This window comes from Novosphingobium sediminicola, from assembly GCF_014196525.1.
GTDB lineage: Bacteria > Pseudomonadota > Alphaproteobacteria > Sphingomonadales > Sphingomonadaceae > Novosphingobium > Novosphingobium sediminicola.
The window spans coordinates 82,209-98,969 of record NZ_JACIDX010000008.1; the positions used below are offsets into that span (position 1 = coordinate 82,209).

General features: G+C 64.8%; 14 protein-coding genes. 7 read left to right on the plus strand and 7 right to left on the minus strand.

Annotation, left to right across the window (positions count from 1 at the left end):
- Positions 1–139: 139 nt before the first annotated feature.
- Positions 140–1,885, plus strand: a complete 1,746-nt coding sequence (locus GGR38_RS11455; protein WP_183625627.1) for a methanol/ethanol family PQQ-dependent dehydrogenase — start codon at positions 140–142, stop codon at positions 1,883–1,885.
- Positions 1,886–1,974: 89 nt separating this feature from the next.
- Positions 1,975–2,619 carry a response regulator gene (locus tag GGR38_RS11460; protein ID WP_246404526.1) on the plus strand — a complete coding sequence of 215 codons (645 nt, stop codon included), beginning with the start codon at positions 1,975–1,977 and terminating at the stop codon, positions 2,617–2,619.
- A gap of 115 nt (positions 2,620–2,734) precedes the next feature.
- Here the strand turns inward: GGR38_RS11460 and GGR38_RS11465 are convergent, their stop codons facing one another.
- Together GGR38_RS11465 and GGR38_RS11470 are read right to left on the minus strand one after the other, a co-directional pair.
- Positions 2,735–4,963, minus strand: coding sequence for a NahK/ErcS family hybrid sensor histidine kinase/response regulator (locus tag GGR38_RS11465; protein WP_183625631.1), 2,229 nt, complete (start codon positions 4,961–4,963; stop codon positions 2,735–2,737).
- Positions 4,960–6,114, minus strand: a complete 1,155-nt coding sequence (locus GGR38_RS11470) for an FIST N-terminal domain-containing protein (RefSeq protein ID WP_425497057.1) — start codon at positions 6,112–6,114, stop codon at positions 4,960–4,962. The genes GGR38_RS11465 and GGR38_RS11470 overlap by 4 nt, the downstream gene beginning before the upstream one ends.
- A 225-nt stretch (positions 6,115–6,339) precedes the next feature.
- On the opposite strand from GGR38_RS11470, the gene GGR38_RS11475 reads away from it, so the two are divergent.
- The 4 genes from GGR38_RS11475 (at position 6,340) to GGR38_RS11490 (ending at position 10,773) form a co-directional block, all read left to right on the plus strand.
- On the plus strand, positions 6,340–7,344 hold the full coding sequence (locus GGR38_RS11475; protein WP_183625633.1) for an efflux RND transporter periplasmic adaptor subunit: 1,005 nt from the start codon (positions 6,340–6,342) through the stop codon (positions 7,342–7,344).
- Positions 7,344–8,594, plus strand: coding sequence for an ABC transporter permease (locus GGR38_RS11480; protein ID WP_183625907.1), 1,251 nt, complete (start codon positions 7,344–7,346; stop codon positions 8,592–8,594). Before GGR38_RS11475 ends, GGR38_RS11480 begins: the two co-directional genes overlap by 1 nt.
- Complete coding sequence (locus tag GGR38_RS11485) at positions 8,591–9,292, plus strand: ABC transporter ATP-binding protein (protein WP_183625635.1); 702 nt, start codon at positions 8,591–8,593, stop codon at positions 9,290–9,292. Before GGR38_RS11480 ends, GGR38_RS11485 begins: the two co-directional genes overlap by 4 nt.
- 83 nt (positions 9,293–9,375) lie before the next feature.
- Positions 9,376–10,773, plus strand: coding sequence for a hypothetical protein (locus GGR38_RS11490; RefSeq protein WP_183625637.1), 1,398 nt, complete (start codon positions 9,376–9,378; stop codon positions 10,771–10,773).
- Here the strand turns inward: GGR38_RS11490 and GGR38_RS11495 are convergent.
- The 4 genes from GGR38_RS11495 to cysK form a co-directional block, all read right to left on the minus strand.
- Positions 10,751–11,587: a cupin domain-containing protein gene (locus GGR38_RS11495; RefSeq protein ID WP_183625639.1), complete on the minus strand. Its 837-nt coding sequence runs from the start codon at positions 11,585–11,587 to the stop codon at positions 10,751–10,753. The two genes, GGR38_RS11490 and GGR38_RS11495, sit on opposite strands and share 23 nt — an antisense overlap.
- A 63-nt stretch (positions 11,588–11,650) precedes the next feature.
- Positions 11,651–12,766, minus strand: a complete 1,116-nt coding sequence (ald, locus tag GGR38_RS11500) for an alanine dehydrogenase (RefSeq protein WP_183625641.1) — start codon at positions 12,764–12,766, stop codon at positions 11,651–11,653.
- A gap of 324 nt (positions 12,767–13,090) precedes the next feature.
- On the minus strand, positions 13,091–13,783 hold the full coding sequence (locus tag GGR38_RS11505) for a glutamine amidotransferase (RefSeq protein ID WP_183625642.1): 693 nt from the start codon (positions 13,781–13,783) through the stop codon (positions 13,091–13,093).
- A gap of 7 nt (positions 13,784–13,790) precedes the next feature.
- Positions 13,791–14,711, minus strand: a complete 921-nt coding sequence (gene cysK, locus GGR38_RS11510; protein WP_183625644.1) for a cysteine synthase A — start codon at positions 14,709–14,711, stop codon at positions 13,791–13,793.
- 215 nt (positions 14,712–14,926) lie between these two features.
- On the opposite strand from cysK, the gene GGR38_RS11515 reads away from it, so the two are divergent.
- Positions 14,927–15,970: an aldo/keto reductase gene (locus tag GGR38_RS11515; protein ID WP_183625646.1), complete on the plus strand. Its 1,044-nt coding sequence runs from the start codon at positions 14,927–14,929 to the stop codon at positions 15,968–15,970.
- 10 nt (positions 15,971–15,980) lie between these two features.
- Here GGR38_RS11515 and GGR38_RS11520 read toward each other — a convergent pair whose 3' ends face one another.
- On the minus strand, positions 15,981–16,691 hold the full coding sequence (locus GGR38_RS11520; protein WP_183625648.1) for a cytochrome b/b6 domain-containing protein: 711 nt from the start codon (positions 16,689–16,691) through the stop codon (positions 15,981–15,983).
- Positions 16,692–16,761 lie beyond the last annotated feature (70 nt).

Here is a 16,761-nt window from a genome sequence, read left to right on the forward strand (position 1 = left end):
CTAAGGTCCAATTGCTGCGCAGCAGGGGGCCGATAGGCTGAACAGCACGGGGGAGAAGCGCGTTAGGACGCGCGCGACAGCACAGACCCGATAACCGACCGTTTCAAAAACAATTGCGAACGACAACAGGAGAGTCGAGATGAAGGGCAGAATTTCGCGCTATGTCGCGTCCTTTGCAGCATTGAGTATTGCAGCCGCCACGCCGCTGCTTGCCGCCGGCCCCACCAGCCAGGACCTGCTCAACGATGCCAACACCCCCGGCGACGTGCTGACCTATGGCATGGGCCCGCAGGCGCAGCGCTTCAGCACGCTGGCCAAGGTCAATGTCGACAACGTCAAGAACATGGTCCCCGCCTTTGCCGCCTCGCTGGGCGGCGAAAAGCAGCGCGGGCAGGAAGCCCAGCCGCTGGTCTATGACGGCACGATCTATGTGACGGGTTCGTACTCGCGCGTTTTCGCGTTTGATGCGCGCACGGGCGAAAAGAAGTGGGAATATTCGGCCCGCCTGCCCGACGGCATCATGCCCTGCTGCGACGTGGTCAACCGCGGCGCGGCGATCCATGGCGACAAGATCATCTTCGCCACGCTCGACGCCCACCTGATCGCGCTCAACCGCCACACCGGCAAGGTGATCTGGAACAAGACCACCTCTGATTATCAGGCCGGCTATTCGGCCACCGCCGCGCCGCTGATCGTCAAAGACATGGTCATCACCGGCAATTCGGGCGGCGAATTCGGCATCATCGGCGAAGTGCAGGCGCGCAATGTCGACACCGGCGAGCTGATCTGGAGCCGTCCGACCATCGAAGGCAACATGGGCACGCTCAAGGGCCAGCCCAACGGCATGACCGGCAAGCTCAACGCCAGCTGGCCCGGCGACATGTACAAGACCGGCGGCGGCGCGACCTGGCTGGGCGGCACCTATGACCCTGACACCAACCTGATCTTTTTCGGCACCGGCAATCCGGGGCCGTGGAACAGCCACCTGCGCCCCGGCGACAATCTCTACACCTCGTCCACGCTGGCGATCGACCCCGACACGGGCGTCATCAAGTGGCACTATCAGACCACCCCGCATGACGGCTGGGACTTTGACGGTGTGAACGAGTTCATCCCCTTTGACGCCACGGTCAACGGCAAGGCGATGAAACTGGGCGCCAAGGCCGACCGCAACGGCTATTTCTATGTGCTCGACCGCACCAACGGCAAGCTGGTCAATGCCAGCAAGTTCGTGATGCAGACCACTTGGGCCAATGGCATCAACCTGAAGACCGGCCGCCCCAACTATACCGAAGATGGCCGCCCCGGCGCCCCCAGCGGCACCGAAAAGGGCAAGGTGGTGTTCTCCTCGCCGTCCTTCCTTGGCGGCAAGAACTGGATGCCGATGGCCTATTCGAAGGACACAGGCCTGTTCTATGTGCCCAGCAACGACTGGGGCATGGACATCTGGAACGAACCCATCGCCTATAAGAAGGGCTCGGCCTATCTGGGCGCGGGCTTCACCATCAAGCCGATTGCCGAGGACCACATCGGCGCCCTGCGCGCGATGGATCCCAAGACCGGCAAGATCGTGTGGGAATACAAGAACAAGGCTCCGCTGTGGGGCGGCGTTCTGACCACGGCGGGCAATCTGGTGTTCACCGGCACGCCCGAAGGCTATCTCAAGGCCTTCAACGCCAAGACGGGTGAGGAACTGTGGAAGTTCAACACCGGTTCGGGCGTGGTCGGTTCGCCCATCACCTGGGAACAGGATGGCGAGCAATATGTGGCCGTGATGTCGGGCTGGGGCGGCGCGGTGCCGCTGTGGGGCGGCGAGGTTGCCAAGACCTTCAAGGAAATCAGCCAGGGCGGTTCGCTCTGGGTATTCAAACTGCCCAAGGGCTGATGAGAGGTGCGGCGCGGGACCACAAAATCCCGCGCCGCTCATCTTTGGAATTGACGCCGATGTACCATCAGAGAGATATACTGATTAGTATGGCAACGCCCGACAGCATCCTGATCGTTGATGACCACGCGCTGGTGCGCGATGGCATGCGGACCCTCCTTGAAGGATGCTTTGCCCAGTGCAACATTCTGGAGGCGGCCAATTACGCCGAGGCGCGCGAGGCGCTGGCGGGCCATGCCGATGTCGATCTGGTGCTGCTCGATCTCAACATTCCCGATGCCAAGCGCTTTTCCGCCCTGCAAGGGCTGCGCGAGGAACATCCCGCCGTGCCGGTGGTGATGGTGTCGGGCACGCTGGATGGTTCGGCGGTGCGTGAGGCGCTTTCCGCAGGCGCGGCCGGGTTCATCCCCAAAAGCCTGAAGCGCGACCAGATCGTCGAGGCGCTGCGCCAGGTGCTTGCGGGCGAGATCTATGTCCCCGATTTCGACTTTGCCGAGGAAGCCAGCACCGGCGAGGAGGTCGCCATCCGCCAGCGTATCGCCACGCTGACGCCGCAGCAAAAGGTCGTGCTGGGCCTGCTCGTCTCGGGCCGCTTGAACAAGCAGATCGCCTATGAACTCGACGTCTCGATGACGACGGTGAAGGCGCATGTTTCGGCCATCCTGCAAAAGCTGAATGTGTTCAGCCGGACGCAGGCGGTGATTTTGGCCAATCGGGTCAATTTTCCGGGTTAAGCGCTAGGGGCGCCGGCCCTCTCCCCCGGCCCTGCTGCCCTACGGGCATACTCTATGGGTGGCAGGGCCGGGGGAGAGGGCCGGCGCCGCATCCCGAAACGCCCGTTTCGGCCAATTACGCCCCGTTCCCCAGCATATTGCGCATCAGCGCCCGCAATTGCGCAGGCTTGACCGGCTTGTTCAGCATCGGCACCCGCGCCTGAGCCAGAGTGGCCTTGACCTCGTCGCTGCGGTCGGCGGTGATGACCAGAGCGGGAATCTCGCGCCCCGCCGCCTTGCGCACCATGGCAATCGCCTCATCCCCGCGCAGCGCGCCGTCAAGGTGATAATCGGCGATAATAAGGTCGATGCCCTGCGCGATGGCCTTGTCGGCCTCCTCGTCCTGCGGCCCGGCGGCGGTGGCCACCTTATGGCCCCAATTGCGCAGCAAAGCCGCCATGCCCGCCAAAATCGCCGGATCATTGTCGATCACCAGCAGGCTCTGCGTGCCGGTGGTGCCGGGCAGCGCGGGGCGTGAGGCATCGCCGCCCCCGTCGCTGCGCGCCTCGGCCAGAGGGACCAGCACGGAAAAGGCGCTGCCCTGCCCCGGCGTCGATTCCACGTCGAGGCGATGGCCCAGCATCGTGCTGGCGCGGCGTACGATGGCCAGCCCCAGCCCCTTGCCGGGGATGCGCTGGGTCGATTCGAGGCGGCGGAATTCCTCGAAAATCGCTTCCTGATGCTCGGGCGCAATGCCGGGGCCGGTGTCGCGCACGGTGATGCGCACCCCGCCGTCTTCGGCGGTAATCTTGATGCTGACACAGCCCTGCGCGGTGTATCGGATCGCATTGGAGAGGAAATTCTGCAAAATGCGGCGCAGCAGGCGGATGTCCGAACGCACCCAGACATCGGTGACCGGAATGTCGAGCGAGAGCCCCTCGGCCCGCGCCACGGCGGCAAATTCGATGCGCAGCGCGGCCAGCATCGGCTCCAGCTCAATCGCGCTCCACGCAGGCGTGATCGCCCCCGCATCCAGACGCGAGATCTCGAACAGAGCCTCCAGCAGATCCTCAACCGAATCGAGCGCCACCCCGGTCTGGCGCACCAAGGCCCGGCTGGGCGCGGCCAGACGCCTTTCGGCCAGCGCCGAAACGAACAGCCGCGCTGCGTTCAAAGGTTGCAACAGATCATGGCTGGCCGCCGCCAGAAAGCGCGTCTTGTCGCGATTGGCATGTTCGGCTGCCGTCTTGGCCGCGCGCAATTGTCCCTCCACCTCGCGACGCTCGGCGATCTCTGCCTGAAGCGCGGTCGTGCGCTCGGTCACGCGGCGCTCCAGCATCTCGGCCGCCTCGCGCAGGGCGTCGCGGTCCTGCACCCGCTCGGTAATGTCGTCAAAACTGAAGGCCATGCCCCCGCCGGGCGTCAGCGGGGTCGAGCGGATGATGAAATGCCGCCCGCCAAGGATGCAAGGCCCCTCCATCTGCTCGCCCGTCTCGCGCCATTCCAGCACCGATGTGCTGTCCATCCCCAGCCGGTCGCGGCAATAGGAGAGCAGGCCCGCGTGGGTTTCCAGCCGCTTGCTGCCCCGCGCGTCCAGCCCCAGCAGCCGCACCATACCCTGATTGCGCACCAGCAGCCGCCGATCCAGCCCATAGTGGCACACGCCCTCGGACAAAGTATCCAGCGTGGCCTGAAGCACGAGGTTGCGCTCGGCCAGTTCGCGGGCGCGCTCGCGCGCATCCTCGGCCTTCACTTCGGTCACGTCGGTGTAAATCCCGACGCGCCCGCCTTCCGATGTTTTCAGCTCGTTGATCTGAACCCAGCGCCCATCGGCCAGCGCCTGAACATGCACCCTGTCGGCCTTGGCATGTTGCGAAAGCCGGTCGGCCAGCCAGCGTTCGCGCGAAACCAGCGAACCGACCGGCAGGCCGCTTTGCGCCGCCATCTCGGCAATTTCGCCAAACGTCACCGAGGACAGATCGCGCCCGCGCAACGCCGGCCAGAAGCCCAGATAGGCCTCATTATGCAGCAGCAGCCGGTCATCGGCATCAAACAGCGCAAAACCATCGGGCAAGGATTCGATCGCATCGCGCAGCCGCACCCGCGCAGCATCGGCATCGCGGTGGGCCTCGGCCATTTCGGCATTGGCCTCGTTCAGGCTGGAGAGCGCATGTTCGAGCGCGGCGGTGCGGTCGCGCACCATGGCCTCCAGCGCGATGGCCGCCTCGAACATCGAGAAAGCCCCGCCCTGCACATCGCTCGACCGCTCCACCCGGTCGATCAGCGCCTCGTTGATCTTTTCAAGCTGGCGGATGCGTTCCACCAGTGCTCCGGCATCGGGCCGGTCCGCCTCGGCCACCCTCACGCGCCGATCGCCAGACCGCTCAGCGTCTGGTTATTATGCGCGGCGCGGAATTGCTCGCCATAGGTGTTGAAGCCGACGACATGACGCGCGGCATAAAGCTGGGAAACTTCGCGCGTGATCTGGCGATTGTCGGCGTCCACCCGGTTCAACACGCAATCGAAACCGATCACATGGTCGATCTCGCCCACGCGGGTTTCCACCTCGGAAAACAAGCGTTCGAGATGGGCCAGCCGGTCCACCCTTTCGCCCACGCGCAGCACGATGCCATTGTCGATGGCGCAATAGAAGGTCAGGCTGCCGTCAGGATTGGCGCTCTGCACCGCGCGGATGTGATATTCTCCCCCGGCGCGCACCATGGGCGGATTGGCGGCGAAGAAGGCCGCATCGATCTCGCCGCCCACCAGTCCGGCGATGCGTGCATATTCCTGCGCGGCGGGGCGGGCGTTGATCTCGAACACCACGCGCGCCTGCGCATCTGCCGAGGTGACGACCATCCGCTCCTCACGCGGGCGATAATGGTGCGAGCAAAAGGCGTGCAGCGGCCGCGTGCTGGAGAGCATCGCCACCACGGCGGCATCCTTCACAAACCGCCCATCGACCAGCACGCCCGTCTCGCGAAACACCATGCCGTCGCCCGACGATCCGCCCACCATCACCGTCTCGCCCAGCGCGTCCTGAACGGTCATGGTCACCAGTTCCTCGCGGTGGGAAAGCCCGTCGACCAGAAAGATCGCCGCATGGTGCAATTGTTCGCCCAGCCGCCGCGCCGAGGCCGCCGCCTGCGCCGCCAGTTCTCGCACCGCGCGCCGCCCCTCAGCCACATCGAAACCATCCAGATCGTCGAAATGCAGCACGCTCATGGCAAAGCCGTCAGCGGGAAAGCCGATAAAGACGAGGCTGTCCTCATCATAGCCGCGCTGGGTCAATTCTCCCGCGCTGGTGCAGCCGATCAGGGGAAAGTCGCCCAGCCGCCGCGTCAATTCGCGCGCCAGCTCATCGCGGTCATAGCGATGCGAACAGAACAACAGCCCGCCCGCCAGCGCCGTCCCGCCGATCGCGCGCACCACCTCGTCCACGGCGGTCACCGGGTCGCTTGCATGAGATGATACCACAGCCAAAGCCGAACGCGCCATATGCGCCATATGCGCCATTACCCTCTCCAACCACCGGATGCCTGTTGCCGGCATTCTCGGTTGACCCACCTTAGCCGGACTCCCCCTCAGGGCCAAGGGGGCGCGATGCGCTCGGCATAGGACTTAAGGATAATAAGGCGCCTATTTACCCTTCCACTGTGGCGCGAAATTGACACTTGGCAAAGACGCAGGCACCCCTGATGCGCAAAAGGCCCCGCACAAGGCCGACAGGAGGCAAAACGGGTGGTAAAGGCACGTTACGTCATAGGCTTGGGGCTTGTGCTGGCGGCGGGTGCGGGCGCATGGGCATGGCGCGACCGGCCCCTTGTCGTGCAGGTGGCGCAGGCGCAACTGGGCGCGGCCTCCGAGCAGGTCTATGCCACCGGCTATGTCGAGGCGCAGCAGCCGGTGTCCGTCTCCTCGCGCATTACGGCGCCGGTGGCAAAGGTGTTGGTGGAGGAAGGCGACCGTGTGAAGCGCGGTCAAGCGCTGGTGCTGCTTTCCGATGATGAACAACACGGCCTGCTCGATCAGGCCCGCGCCCAACAGCGCAGCGCCGAGGTGGTCGAGCGGCGCAATCTGGCCCTGTTTCGCGATGGATGGGTGACGGCGGCCGCGCGCGACAATGCCACCACCGCCGCCGATGCCGCCCGCGCGGCCAGCGCGACCGCCCGCGCCCGGCTCGACCAACTGGTGGTGCGCGCCAATTCCGACGGTATCGTGACCAAGCGCGATGTCTATCCCGGCGATCTGGCCACGCCCACCAAGGTGCTGTTTCAACTGGGCGATCCGGCGCGCATCCGCATCACCGCCACGGTGGACGAGCGCGACATTACCCGCGTAAGGGCGGGGCAAAAGGCGTTGATGTCATCGGACGCGCTGCCCGGCGCGATCCCGGCGCATGTCTCCGAGGTAACGCCCGGCGGCGATCCCACGGTGCGCGCATTCCGGGTCCGGCTGATGCCCGATAGCGCCGCGCCGTTGCCGATGGGGCTGACGCTGGAGGTCAATATCATCACCAGCGAGCGCAAGGCCGCCGTGCTGGTGCCGGTGGCGGCGCTGGCCGGCGATGGGCGGCATGTCTGGGTGGTGGCGCAGGGCCGCGCCGCCTCGCGCGCGATCACCAAGGGCGCCGATGGCGCCAGCAAGGTCGAGATCACCAGCGGATTGCGCAGCGGTGAAACCGTCATCCTCAACCCGCCCGCCGATCTGGCGCAGGGGCAGCGCCTGCGCGCCGCCAATCCTTGATGTTGGCGCGCTTTTCCCTGCTGGTTCACATCGCCTCACGCCATCTGATCGTGCGGCGGCGGCAGACCTTGGTGGCCACCAGCGGGGTCGCCGTGGGGGTGGGGTTTTTCCTGGCGGTTTCGGCGCTGATGGTGGGCAGCCAGAATGATTTCGTGCGGCAATTGATTGATGTCGCGCCCCATATCATCATTTCCGACGAATTGCGCAGCCCCCCGCCCCAGCCCGGCATCGCGGCCTATCCCGGCGGCGCTGTTCAGCTTCACGGCTATCGCATCCGCAATGAGGTGCGCGGGCTGAAGGACTGGCAGCGGATCCTTTCCAGCGTCAATGCCATTCCCGGCGCGATCGGTTCGCCCAGTCTGTCGGGCGCGGTCACGCTGCGGCTGGGCGGGCGGGACGAGCCGCTGGCCATTGTCGGCATCGAGCCGGGGCTGGAGGCCAAGGTCAGCTCGATCAGCGACAAGCTGCGCGCAGGTCATCTGGACGATCTGGAGCGGGTGCAGGGCGGCGTCATCATCGGCGAGGAACTGGCGCAGAGGCTGGGGCGCGGCATGGGCGATATTGTTCCGGCCACCGCCGCCAATGGCACCACGCGATCCCTGCGCATCGTCGCGCTGGTCAAAAAGGGCAACAGCCAGCTTGGCTCCTCCTCAGGCTATATGCTGCTGCGCGAGGCGCAGAGCCTGCTGGGGCGGCCCTTCATCATCAACCGGATCGGGGTCAAGCTGAGCGATCCCTATGCCGCCGAAACGGTCGCGGCGGGGCTGGAGGCGCGCTATCGCTATAAAGCGCAAAGCTGGCAGGAGCGCAGCGCCGATTTCCTGTCCCTGCTGCTGACGCGCAATGTCATCATGTACACGGTGGTCTCGGCCATCCTGTTGGTGGCCTCTTTCGGCATCTACACCGCCGTATCGAACAGCGTGGCGGACAAGCGGCGCGACATTGCCATCCTGCGCTCGATGGGCTTTTCGCAGGGCGATCTGCAACTGGTCTTTGTGCTGGAGGGTATGGCGCTGGCGGTGATTGGGATTTTGCTGGGCTGGGCGCTGGGCTTTGGCCTGATGACCATTCTGGGCAGCCTTGAATTTTCCATCGGGGGCGAGATCCAGCATATGCCGCTCGACCGTTCGCCGCGCCAATATGCGATTGCGGCGGCGGCCTCGCTGGCGGCGGGCGTGCTGGCGGCATGGCTGCCCGCGCGCAAGGCCTCGCGGGTCGATCCGGTCGATATTCTGCGAGGGGCGGTATGACGGACCCGGTGCTGGTTGCCCGCCATCTGCGGCGCGAATTGCCCGGCGATCCGCCGCCCGTGCTGGTGGCGGACGCGGATCTGGCGGTGATGCCGGGGCGGTTCACCGCGATTGTCGGGCCATCGGGCTGCGGCAAATCCTCGCTGCTCTATCTCCTCGGCCTGATCGACCGGCCAACGGGGGGCGAGTTGCTGTTTGACGGGCGCGATCTGGCGCAAATGTCAGGCGATGAGCGCGCGGCGATCCGGCTCGAACATTTCGGTTTCGTGTTTCAGTTCCATTTCCTGCTGCCCGAATTTACTGCGCTTGAAAATGTCATGCTGCCGCTGCGCCGTCTTGGCCGCCTGTCCTCGCGTGAGGTTGAGGCGCGGGCCAACAGCCTGCTGGCCGATGTGGGCCTCGCGGAAAAGGGATGGAAATTGCCCGAAAAGCTGTCGGGCGGCGAAAGACAGCGCGTGGCCATCGCCCGCGCTCTGGCCAACAATCCGCGCCTTGTGCTGGGCGATGAACCGACCGGCAATCTGGACAGCGTCAATTCGGCCCGCGTGGTCGATATGTTTCGCGCGCTGGCCCATGAACAGGGGCGCGCGGTGGTTTGCGTGACGCATGACATGGGGATTGCCGATCTGGCCGATATTCGCGTTTCCATGCTGGACGGGCGTGTGATCGAGGTCAGGGAACAAAACCCTCCCTCATGAAATATTGAAGAAATATCCGGGCAAACCGCCCGGCCTACCGCCCTGAAAAGCCCTGCCCCCAGGCTTGCTTCAGGAGATGCCCCATGCTGCGCTGGTTGCGCCACCTCTATGGCCGGATGGAAAGTGCGATCCTTGCCCATGGCCTGTACCGGCCCGGTCGGCTGTTGCTGGTGATGGCCGGGATCATGGCGGCGCGCGCGCTGGGCGATGATATCTGGGCAGCCTTCAGCGGCGACACTTCCTCGATGTTTTTCCCGGCCAATGACCGCTATGCCGATTTCATCAAGGTCGCGCTGTCCTACAGCCACATTTTCACCGAAACGTTGGCCAGCAAGGCCTATCTCAACCACTGGCCCTACATCTTCCGGCTGTATCTACTGGACAATCCCTATGACCTTTCGGCGCATAATCTGTCGGTGCCCGATGCCGAGGCCAATGTCACCAACCTGCACCTGCCGCCCTTTGCCAGCGTGCTTTACCTATCCTGCGCCCGCCTGATCGCGGCTACCAATCCGCTGGTGGCGATGGCGGTGTTCTGGGGGGCCTATCTGATCGGCGGATGGTGCGTGGCGCGGATGGCGCGGGCCCATTTCGGGGTTTCGCGGGCTTGCGGATGGTTCATCCTGTTTGCCGCGCTGGCTTGCTATCCCGTGCTGTGGATGCTCGCGCGCGGCAATCTGGCGGGGGGCTATTCGGGGCTGCTCACGCTGGGCTGGCTGGCCACGGCGGTGTCGGGGCGCAATCGCTGGGCGGGGTGGGTGATGCTGGCGCTTTCGGTCAATCTGCGGCCCGAACCGGCGCTGCTGGTGATGATCGAATTGCTGGGGTCCGGCTCGCTCTGGACGCGGTTTTCGCGCATGGCCATCCCCGGCGCGATGAGCGTGGCGCTGGCCGCGATCACCTTCCCCATCGCCCATGCGCTCTATCCGCTCTATACACTCGACAATGTGCGCCATGGCCTGCGGATCTATCATTTCCGCTATATCGTCTCGGACATGGGCGATGAATGGAACGCCTCGATCTTTCTGTGGGCCAAGGGCGTGCTGATGCTGATGGATGTGCGCCCGCGCTATAATGACGGCGTGGCGCAGGCGCTGGAATTATGCGGCAGCGCGGCGCTGTTGCTGGCGATCTGGGGCGCATGGGCGCGGCGGATCGCCATGCCCGCGCTGGTTTTCCTGCTGACCGCGCTGCCCGCGATGTTCGTGCCGGTCTATTCCTATTACCACATGGTGGCCTTTGTCGCGGTCATCGCGCTGATCGTGGCCGATTTCGAGCGTAACCCTCCCCGCCCCGGCGACGCGCGCCTGCCGCTGCTGATCGTCACGGTGCTGGTGATGTCGCCGCTGGCCGGGTCTTATTCCAACGGCTTGCTCGATAGCCTGTTGATGCTGGGCGGCACGCTTTATGTGCTGGCGCCGCTGGCGCGCGCGGCGTTCCGGGCCGGGGGCGTCTCGCCTATTTCAGCCCCAGCTTCCTGATCGCGCGCCAGCCCAGCGCCTTGGCCTTGTTCTGCTCGGGCCAGCGGCCGGGGCGGCGCGGGTTCAGCCCCATCCCGCGCAGCACGCCGTTGAAGGCATGGGCGGCGGCCTCGTCATAGGACCATTGCGAGCGCCATGTGATCGAGAGCGAGACGGAAACCTCCGGCCCGTTCTTTACGAAATGCGGCGCCATGACCGGCACCATCAGGCCCTGTCCGGGCGCCAGCGCGAAATCGCGGCCACCGGGCAAAAGGTCATCGCTCCATTTCAATTCGCGCCCGCCGCCGGTGTGATAGATCTCATGCACGCGCGCGGGACTATAGGCTTCCTCGGCGGCGGGGAACTGGGTCATCACCTTGCTGCCCCGGATCTGCATCAGGATATTGTGTTCCGGGTCAAAGTGATAGGGCGTGACCGCATTGGGCGAGGAGACGAAGACGAAGCCCTGCGGGTGGTAAACCTTGCCGGTCTTGCTGGTGATCGTGCCTTCCAGCTCGCCGATCACATCGAGCAGCAGCGCGCGATAGGCCTCATCCTCCTCCAGATGCTTGATCGCCACCCAGCAACCCGCGCTGTCGATCTGGCGCACCGCATCGGCGGCGCTGATCGAGGGCACGGGGGGCTTGCCGGTGATGCCGATGGGCTGTTTGGCATAGGCATATTCGACATTCTTCGCCGGCAGCCGCTCGATCAGCGCGGCCAGCGACTCCAGCTCCATCAACGGATGGCCGCAAAGATTGTGCTCCAAGACATGGGGCACTTCGGGATAATTGGCGGCAAAAGTTTCGAACGCGCGCGGCGGCAAATAAGACATCGGCCATGATTCCCTTGGATTTGCAGCCCGGTTTAGGCCCAGAATGCCAAGGAATGGCTAACGTCACTCCAGCGCGGCCTCGGGCGCGACGGCGGGATAGTCCAACGCTTCGGCCACCGCCGCGCAGGTGATCCGCCCATCCCACACGTTCAGCCCGTCCAGCAAATGCCGATTGCGGCGCAGCGCCTCGCGCCAGCCCAGATCGGCGATGGCCAGCGCATGGGGCAGCGTGGCATTGTTCAGCGCATAGGTGCTGGTGCGCGCCACCGCTCCGGGCATATTGGCCACCGCATAATGGACGATGCCATCGACGATATAGGTCGGGTCGGCATGGGTGGTGGCATGGCTGGTTTCAAAACAGCCGCCCTGATCGATGGCCACATCAACCAGCACCGCGCCCGGCTGCATGGTGGAAAGCATCGCGCGCGTCACCAGCCGGGGCGCGGCCGCGCCGGGGATCAGCACCGCGCCAATCACCAGATCCGCCCCCGCCACAGCCGCCGCCAGATTGGCCCGGCTGGAATAAAGTGTTTTGGCCCGCGCGCCGAAATGGGTCGCGAGCCGTTCAAGCACCGAGGCGCTGCGGTCGAGGATCGTCACATCGGCGCAAAGGCCCACCGCCATTTCCGCCGCGTTGAACCCCACCACGCCCCCGCCGATCACCACCACCCGCGCCGGGGCCACACCCGGCACCCCGCCCAGCAAAACCCCGCGCCCGCCATGCGCCTTTTCCAGCGCGCTGGCCCCCGCCTGGATCGCCATGCGCCCGGCCACCTGCGACATGGGCTTGAGCAAGGGCAGGCCGCCTTGCACATCGGTGACGGTTTCATAGGCGATGCAGACCGCGCGGGATTTGATAAGATCGGCGGTCTGTTCCGGGTCGGGGGCCAGATGGAGATAGGTGAACAGCACCTGCCCCTCGCGCAGCATCGCCCGCTCGACCGCCTGCGGCTCCTTGACCTTGACCACCATATCGGCGCGGGCGAATATTTCGGCAGGCGTGGCGATAATCTGCGCGCCCGCCGCCGCGTAATCGGCATCACTGGCGCCTATGCCCAGCCCTGCGCCTGTCTCGACCAGCACGTCATGGCCATGAGCGGTCAGCTCAATCACGCTCTCCGGGGTCAGGCCGACGCGGTATTCGTGGTTCTTGATCTCTTTAACAGTGCCGACGATCATGGGAGGGACTCCTTGATGCTGCGGTCTAGATGGGGAGGAGAAGGGGAAATGCGAGGGATGGTTTTTTAGCAGGCCGATTTGTCGAGACAAATCGGTTGGCCCCTCGCGCTTCCGCTACTGTCTGCGTTGCGTAATGGGTTCGGCGTTTGGTGTCGGACGCGATGGCTGGATTGTTAAAGCCTGCGGCGCCTTTCGCGCAGCCCATCCGCGCCGCAGGCTTTCAAACCAAAGCCCAAGACACCACGATCCCGGCCCACCACCCCATTAACGGGATTGCAAAGGGCCCCCGCCCTTTGCCCGCCGGAGGCATAAAACCCACAAACCTTACCCCACCCCCTCCAACCACTCCGCAATCATCGCCCGCCCGGCCGCCACGGCCTTGGGCCCCAATTCCGCATGGGCCGCGCGCAGATCGGCCTCGGTCCCGCCCGCCTCGACCACGCTTTCGGGCCATTGCGCGATCCATGCGTCAAAGCGCGGGTCCATGCCCATTTCGGCGTGGAATTGCAGCGCCAGGATGTTGCGTCCGCGGCGAAAGGCCTGATGGTCATAGACATGGCTGGCGGCCAGCAGTTCGACGCCTTCGGGGCGAGTGAAAGTGTCGCCGTGCCAGTGCAGCACGGGAACGCCCTCGATATGGCGCAGGGGGCTGTCCTTGGCGTGGACGTGGACGGGGTGAAAGCCCACTTCCTTGCGCGGGCCGGGATAGACCTCGGCCCCAAGCGCCGCCGCCATCATCTGCGCGCCAAAGCAGACGCCCAGCGTTGGCCGGTCCGCCTCCAGCCGCATGGCAAGGCGGCGCATCTGGCAGCGGATCCACGGGTGCTGTTCCTGCTCATAGACGCCCATCGGGCCGCCCATCATGATCAGCAGGTCGGGCTCTCGCAAATCGAGCGAGGCGAAAGCGGGATCGGCCACATCGATGCGATCCACATCATATCCGGCCGCCTCGATGGGGGCGCGATAGCCCGCCACGCCCTCATAGGGGACGTGGCGGATGATAAGGGCTGTCTTCATCTTGGCCTTAGGGTTCGGGCAGGAAATCCGGCACCGAGAGATAGCGCTCGCCGGTGTCATAGTTGAAGCCGAGGACGCGGCTGCCTGCGGGCAGTTCCTTCAGCTTCTGGGCGATGGCGGCAAGGGTGGCGCCGCTGGAAATGCCGACCAGAATGCCTTCCTCGCGGGCCGAACGGCGCGCCCATTCCTTGGCATCGGCCGGGTCGACCTGAATCACGCCGTCGATGCTGGCCGTGTGCAGGTTGGCCGGGATGAAGCCCGCGCCGATGCCCTGAATCGGGTGGGGCGCAGGCTGGCCGCCGCTGATGACGGGCGAGAGGGTGGGTTCGACCGCATAGGCTTTCAGGCCCGGCCAGACGGGTTTCAACGCTTCGGCAACGCCGGTCAGATGGCCGCCGGTGCCGACGCCGGTGATCACCGCATCAATCGGCGTATCGGCAAAATCGGCCAGAATTTCCTGCGCCGTGGTGCGGGCGTGAACGGCGGGGTTGGCGCCATTTTCGAACTGCTGCGGGATCCATGCGCCGGGGATTTCGGCGGCCAGTTCCTTGGCGCGCTCGATCGCGCCCTTCATGCCCTTTTCGCGCGGGGTCAGATCGAAGGACGCGCCATAGGCCAGCATCAGGCGGCGGCGCTCAATGCTCATGCTTTCGGGCATGACCAGGATCAGCTTATAGCCCTTGACCGCCGCGACCAGCGCAAGGCCGATGCCGGTGTTGCCGCTAGTGGGCTCGATGATCGTGCCGCCGGCTTGCAATGTGCCGTCCGCCTCGGCCGCCTCGACCATCGCCAACGCGATGCGGTCCTTGATCGAGCCGCCGGGGTTGCTGCGCTCGCTCTTTACCCAGACCTCGTGATCGGGAAACAGGCGCGAGAGGCGCACATGGGGCGTTCCGCCAATGGTTGCGAGAATCGAATCGGCCTTCATCGGTCTTGCCTTTCCTCTTGCTGGCGCATTCCTGCCGCGCCTGATCTTTTGGCGCTCAAGCCATGGACCGCTTCTGATTAATCCTCAATGACAAGTAATCCAGTAGAGTTTTCTTGTCGGCGCACAATTCCCGCTTTATCCCTCTGGATGAACCGGCCCCGACTTCCTATCTTGGGCGCCTTATCCCCCTCCCCCCAATCAGGAATTATCCCCGCATGGATTATCGCCCGCTTGGCACCACTGGCCTCTCGGTCAGCGCCGTCTGCCTTGGCACCATGACTTTCGGCTCGCAGAACACGCAGGCCGAGGCCCATGAGCAGATCGAGGTCGCGCTCGACCATGGCATCAATTTTCTCGACACTGCGGAAATGTATCCCGTCACCCCGACGCGGCCCGAAACCTTTGGCCGGACCGAGGAATATCTGGGCACATGGATCGCCGGGTCGGGCAAGCGCGACAAGATCTTGCTGGCCAGCAAGGTTTCCGGCCCCTCGCGCTTCTTCCCTCTGCGCGGCGGCAACAACCGGCTGGACCGCCGCAACATCGAGGAGGCCATCGAGGGCAGCCTGAAGCGGCTCCAGACCGATTATCTCGACCTCTACCAACTCCACTGGCCCGACCGCAGCGTGCCGATGTTCGGCGGGCGCGGCACACAGGCGATCAGTGATGCGCCCGAAGCGGTGGCGCTGGAGGAAACGATCAGCGTGCTGGAAGAACTGGTCAAGGCGGGCAAGATCCGCGCCTTTGGCGTGTCGAACGAAACACCTTGGGGCGTGTCCGAAGCGCTGCGCCTGCACCGTGACAAGGGCCTGCCGCGCGTGGCCTCGATCCAGAATGCCTATAACCTTCTGAACCGCGTGTTCGAGGTGGGCCTGTCGGAATTTGCCCTGCGCGAGGGGGTGGGCCTGCTGGCCTATTCGCCGCTGGCCGCCGGGCATCTGTCGGGCAAATATCTGGGCGGCGTGGTGCCCAAGGGTTCGCGGGTCGATGTGGCCAAGCAGTTCACCCGCTATTTCACCGTGAACCAGCAGCAGGCCGCCGCGCGCTATGTCGCCGTGGCGCAATCCTTCGGCCTGACCCCGGTGCAACTGGCGCTGGCCTTCGTCTACAGCCGCCCGTTTGTCACCAGCTCGATCATCGGGGCCACCAGCGTCGAACAGCTCAAAACCGACATCGCCGCCAGCCTCACCCCCCTGCCGGAGGAAGCGCTGACGGCGATCAACGAGGTTTACAACTTGTACCCGGATCCCTGTCCCTGATTATAGGCCCTTAATACGAAATGTCGTAAGCCGGGGGCGGCGGAGGCACGAAATGGCCGCCATGATAGACCCACCAGGTCAAGCCCCCGGCCAGCACCAGCGCAATGGCCAGACGCCACAGAGGCGCGCCCTTGGGCTGCTCTACGGGTTCTTCATAGGTCTTGTTGCCCGTCACCATCGGGGGCACCAGCCGCTCCTTCTTGGCCACGGTATAGAAGATGACCGCGCCCAGATGGATAATCACCATCAGCACGATCAGGTTGAAGCCGACCTCGTGCAGATCGGTCAGCTTTTCGGCCAGGTCGGACCCGACCCAATAATTGAGCGGCCCCGAATAGGTGGCATCAGTATCGGTGGCGAACAGGCCCAGCGTGACCTGCGCCGCCATCAGCCCCAACAGGCCAAGCACCGAAAGCGCGCCCAGCGGATTATGCCCGATCACCGGCCCGCCATCAGGCCCGCGCCCGCTGCGCAAATAAGCCAGAATCGCGCCCGGCCCCTTGACGAAGCTGGCAAAACGCGCCGTCTGGCTGCCCAGAAAGCCCCAGATGATGCGAAAGCCCACGATGAACACCAGCGCCAGCCCCAACTTGATATGCAGGTCCATCTTGCCTGCCTTATACGTGGCCCACATCGCGGGCACGAGCAGCACCACGCTCCAGTGAAACAGGCGCACCGGCAGATCCCATAGCCGGATGGTGCGCGACTTGTTCTGATCCATGACGGACCCCCCAATCAAAAAGAGCGCCCGACTTTGGCCGGGCGCTCCAGAATTTCAATGCAAAGGACCG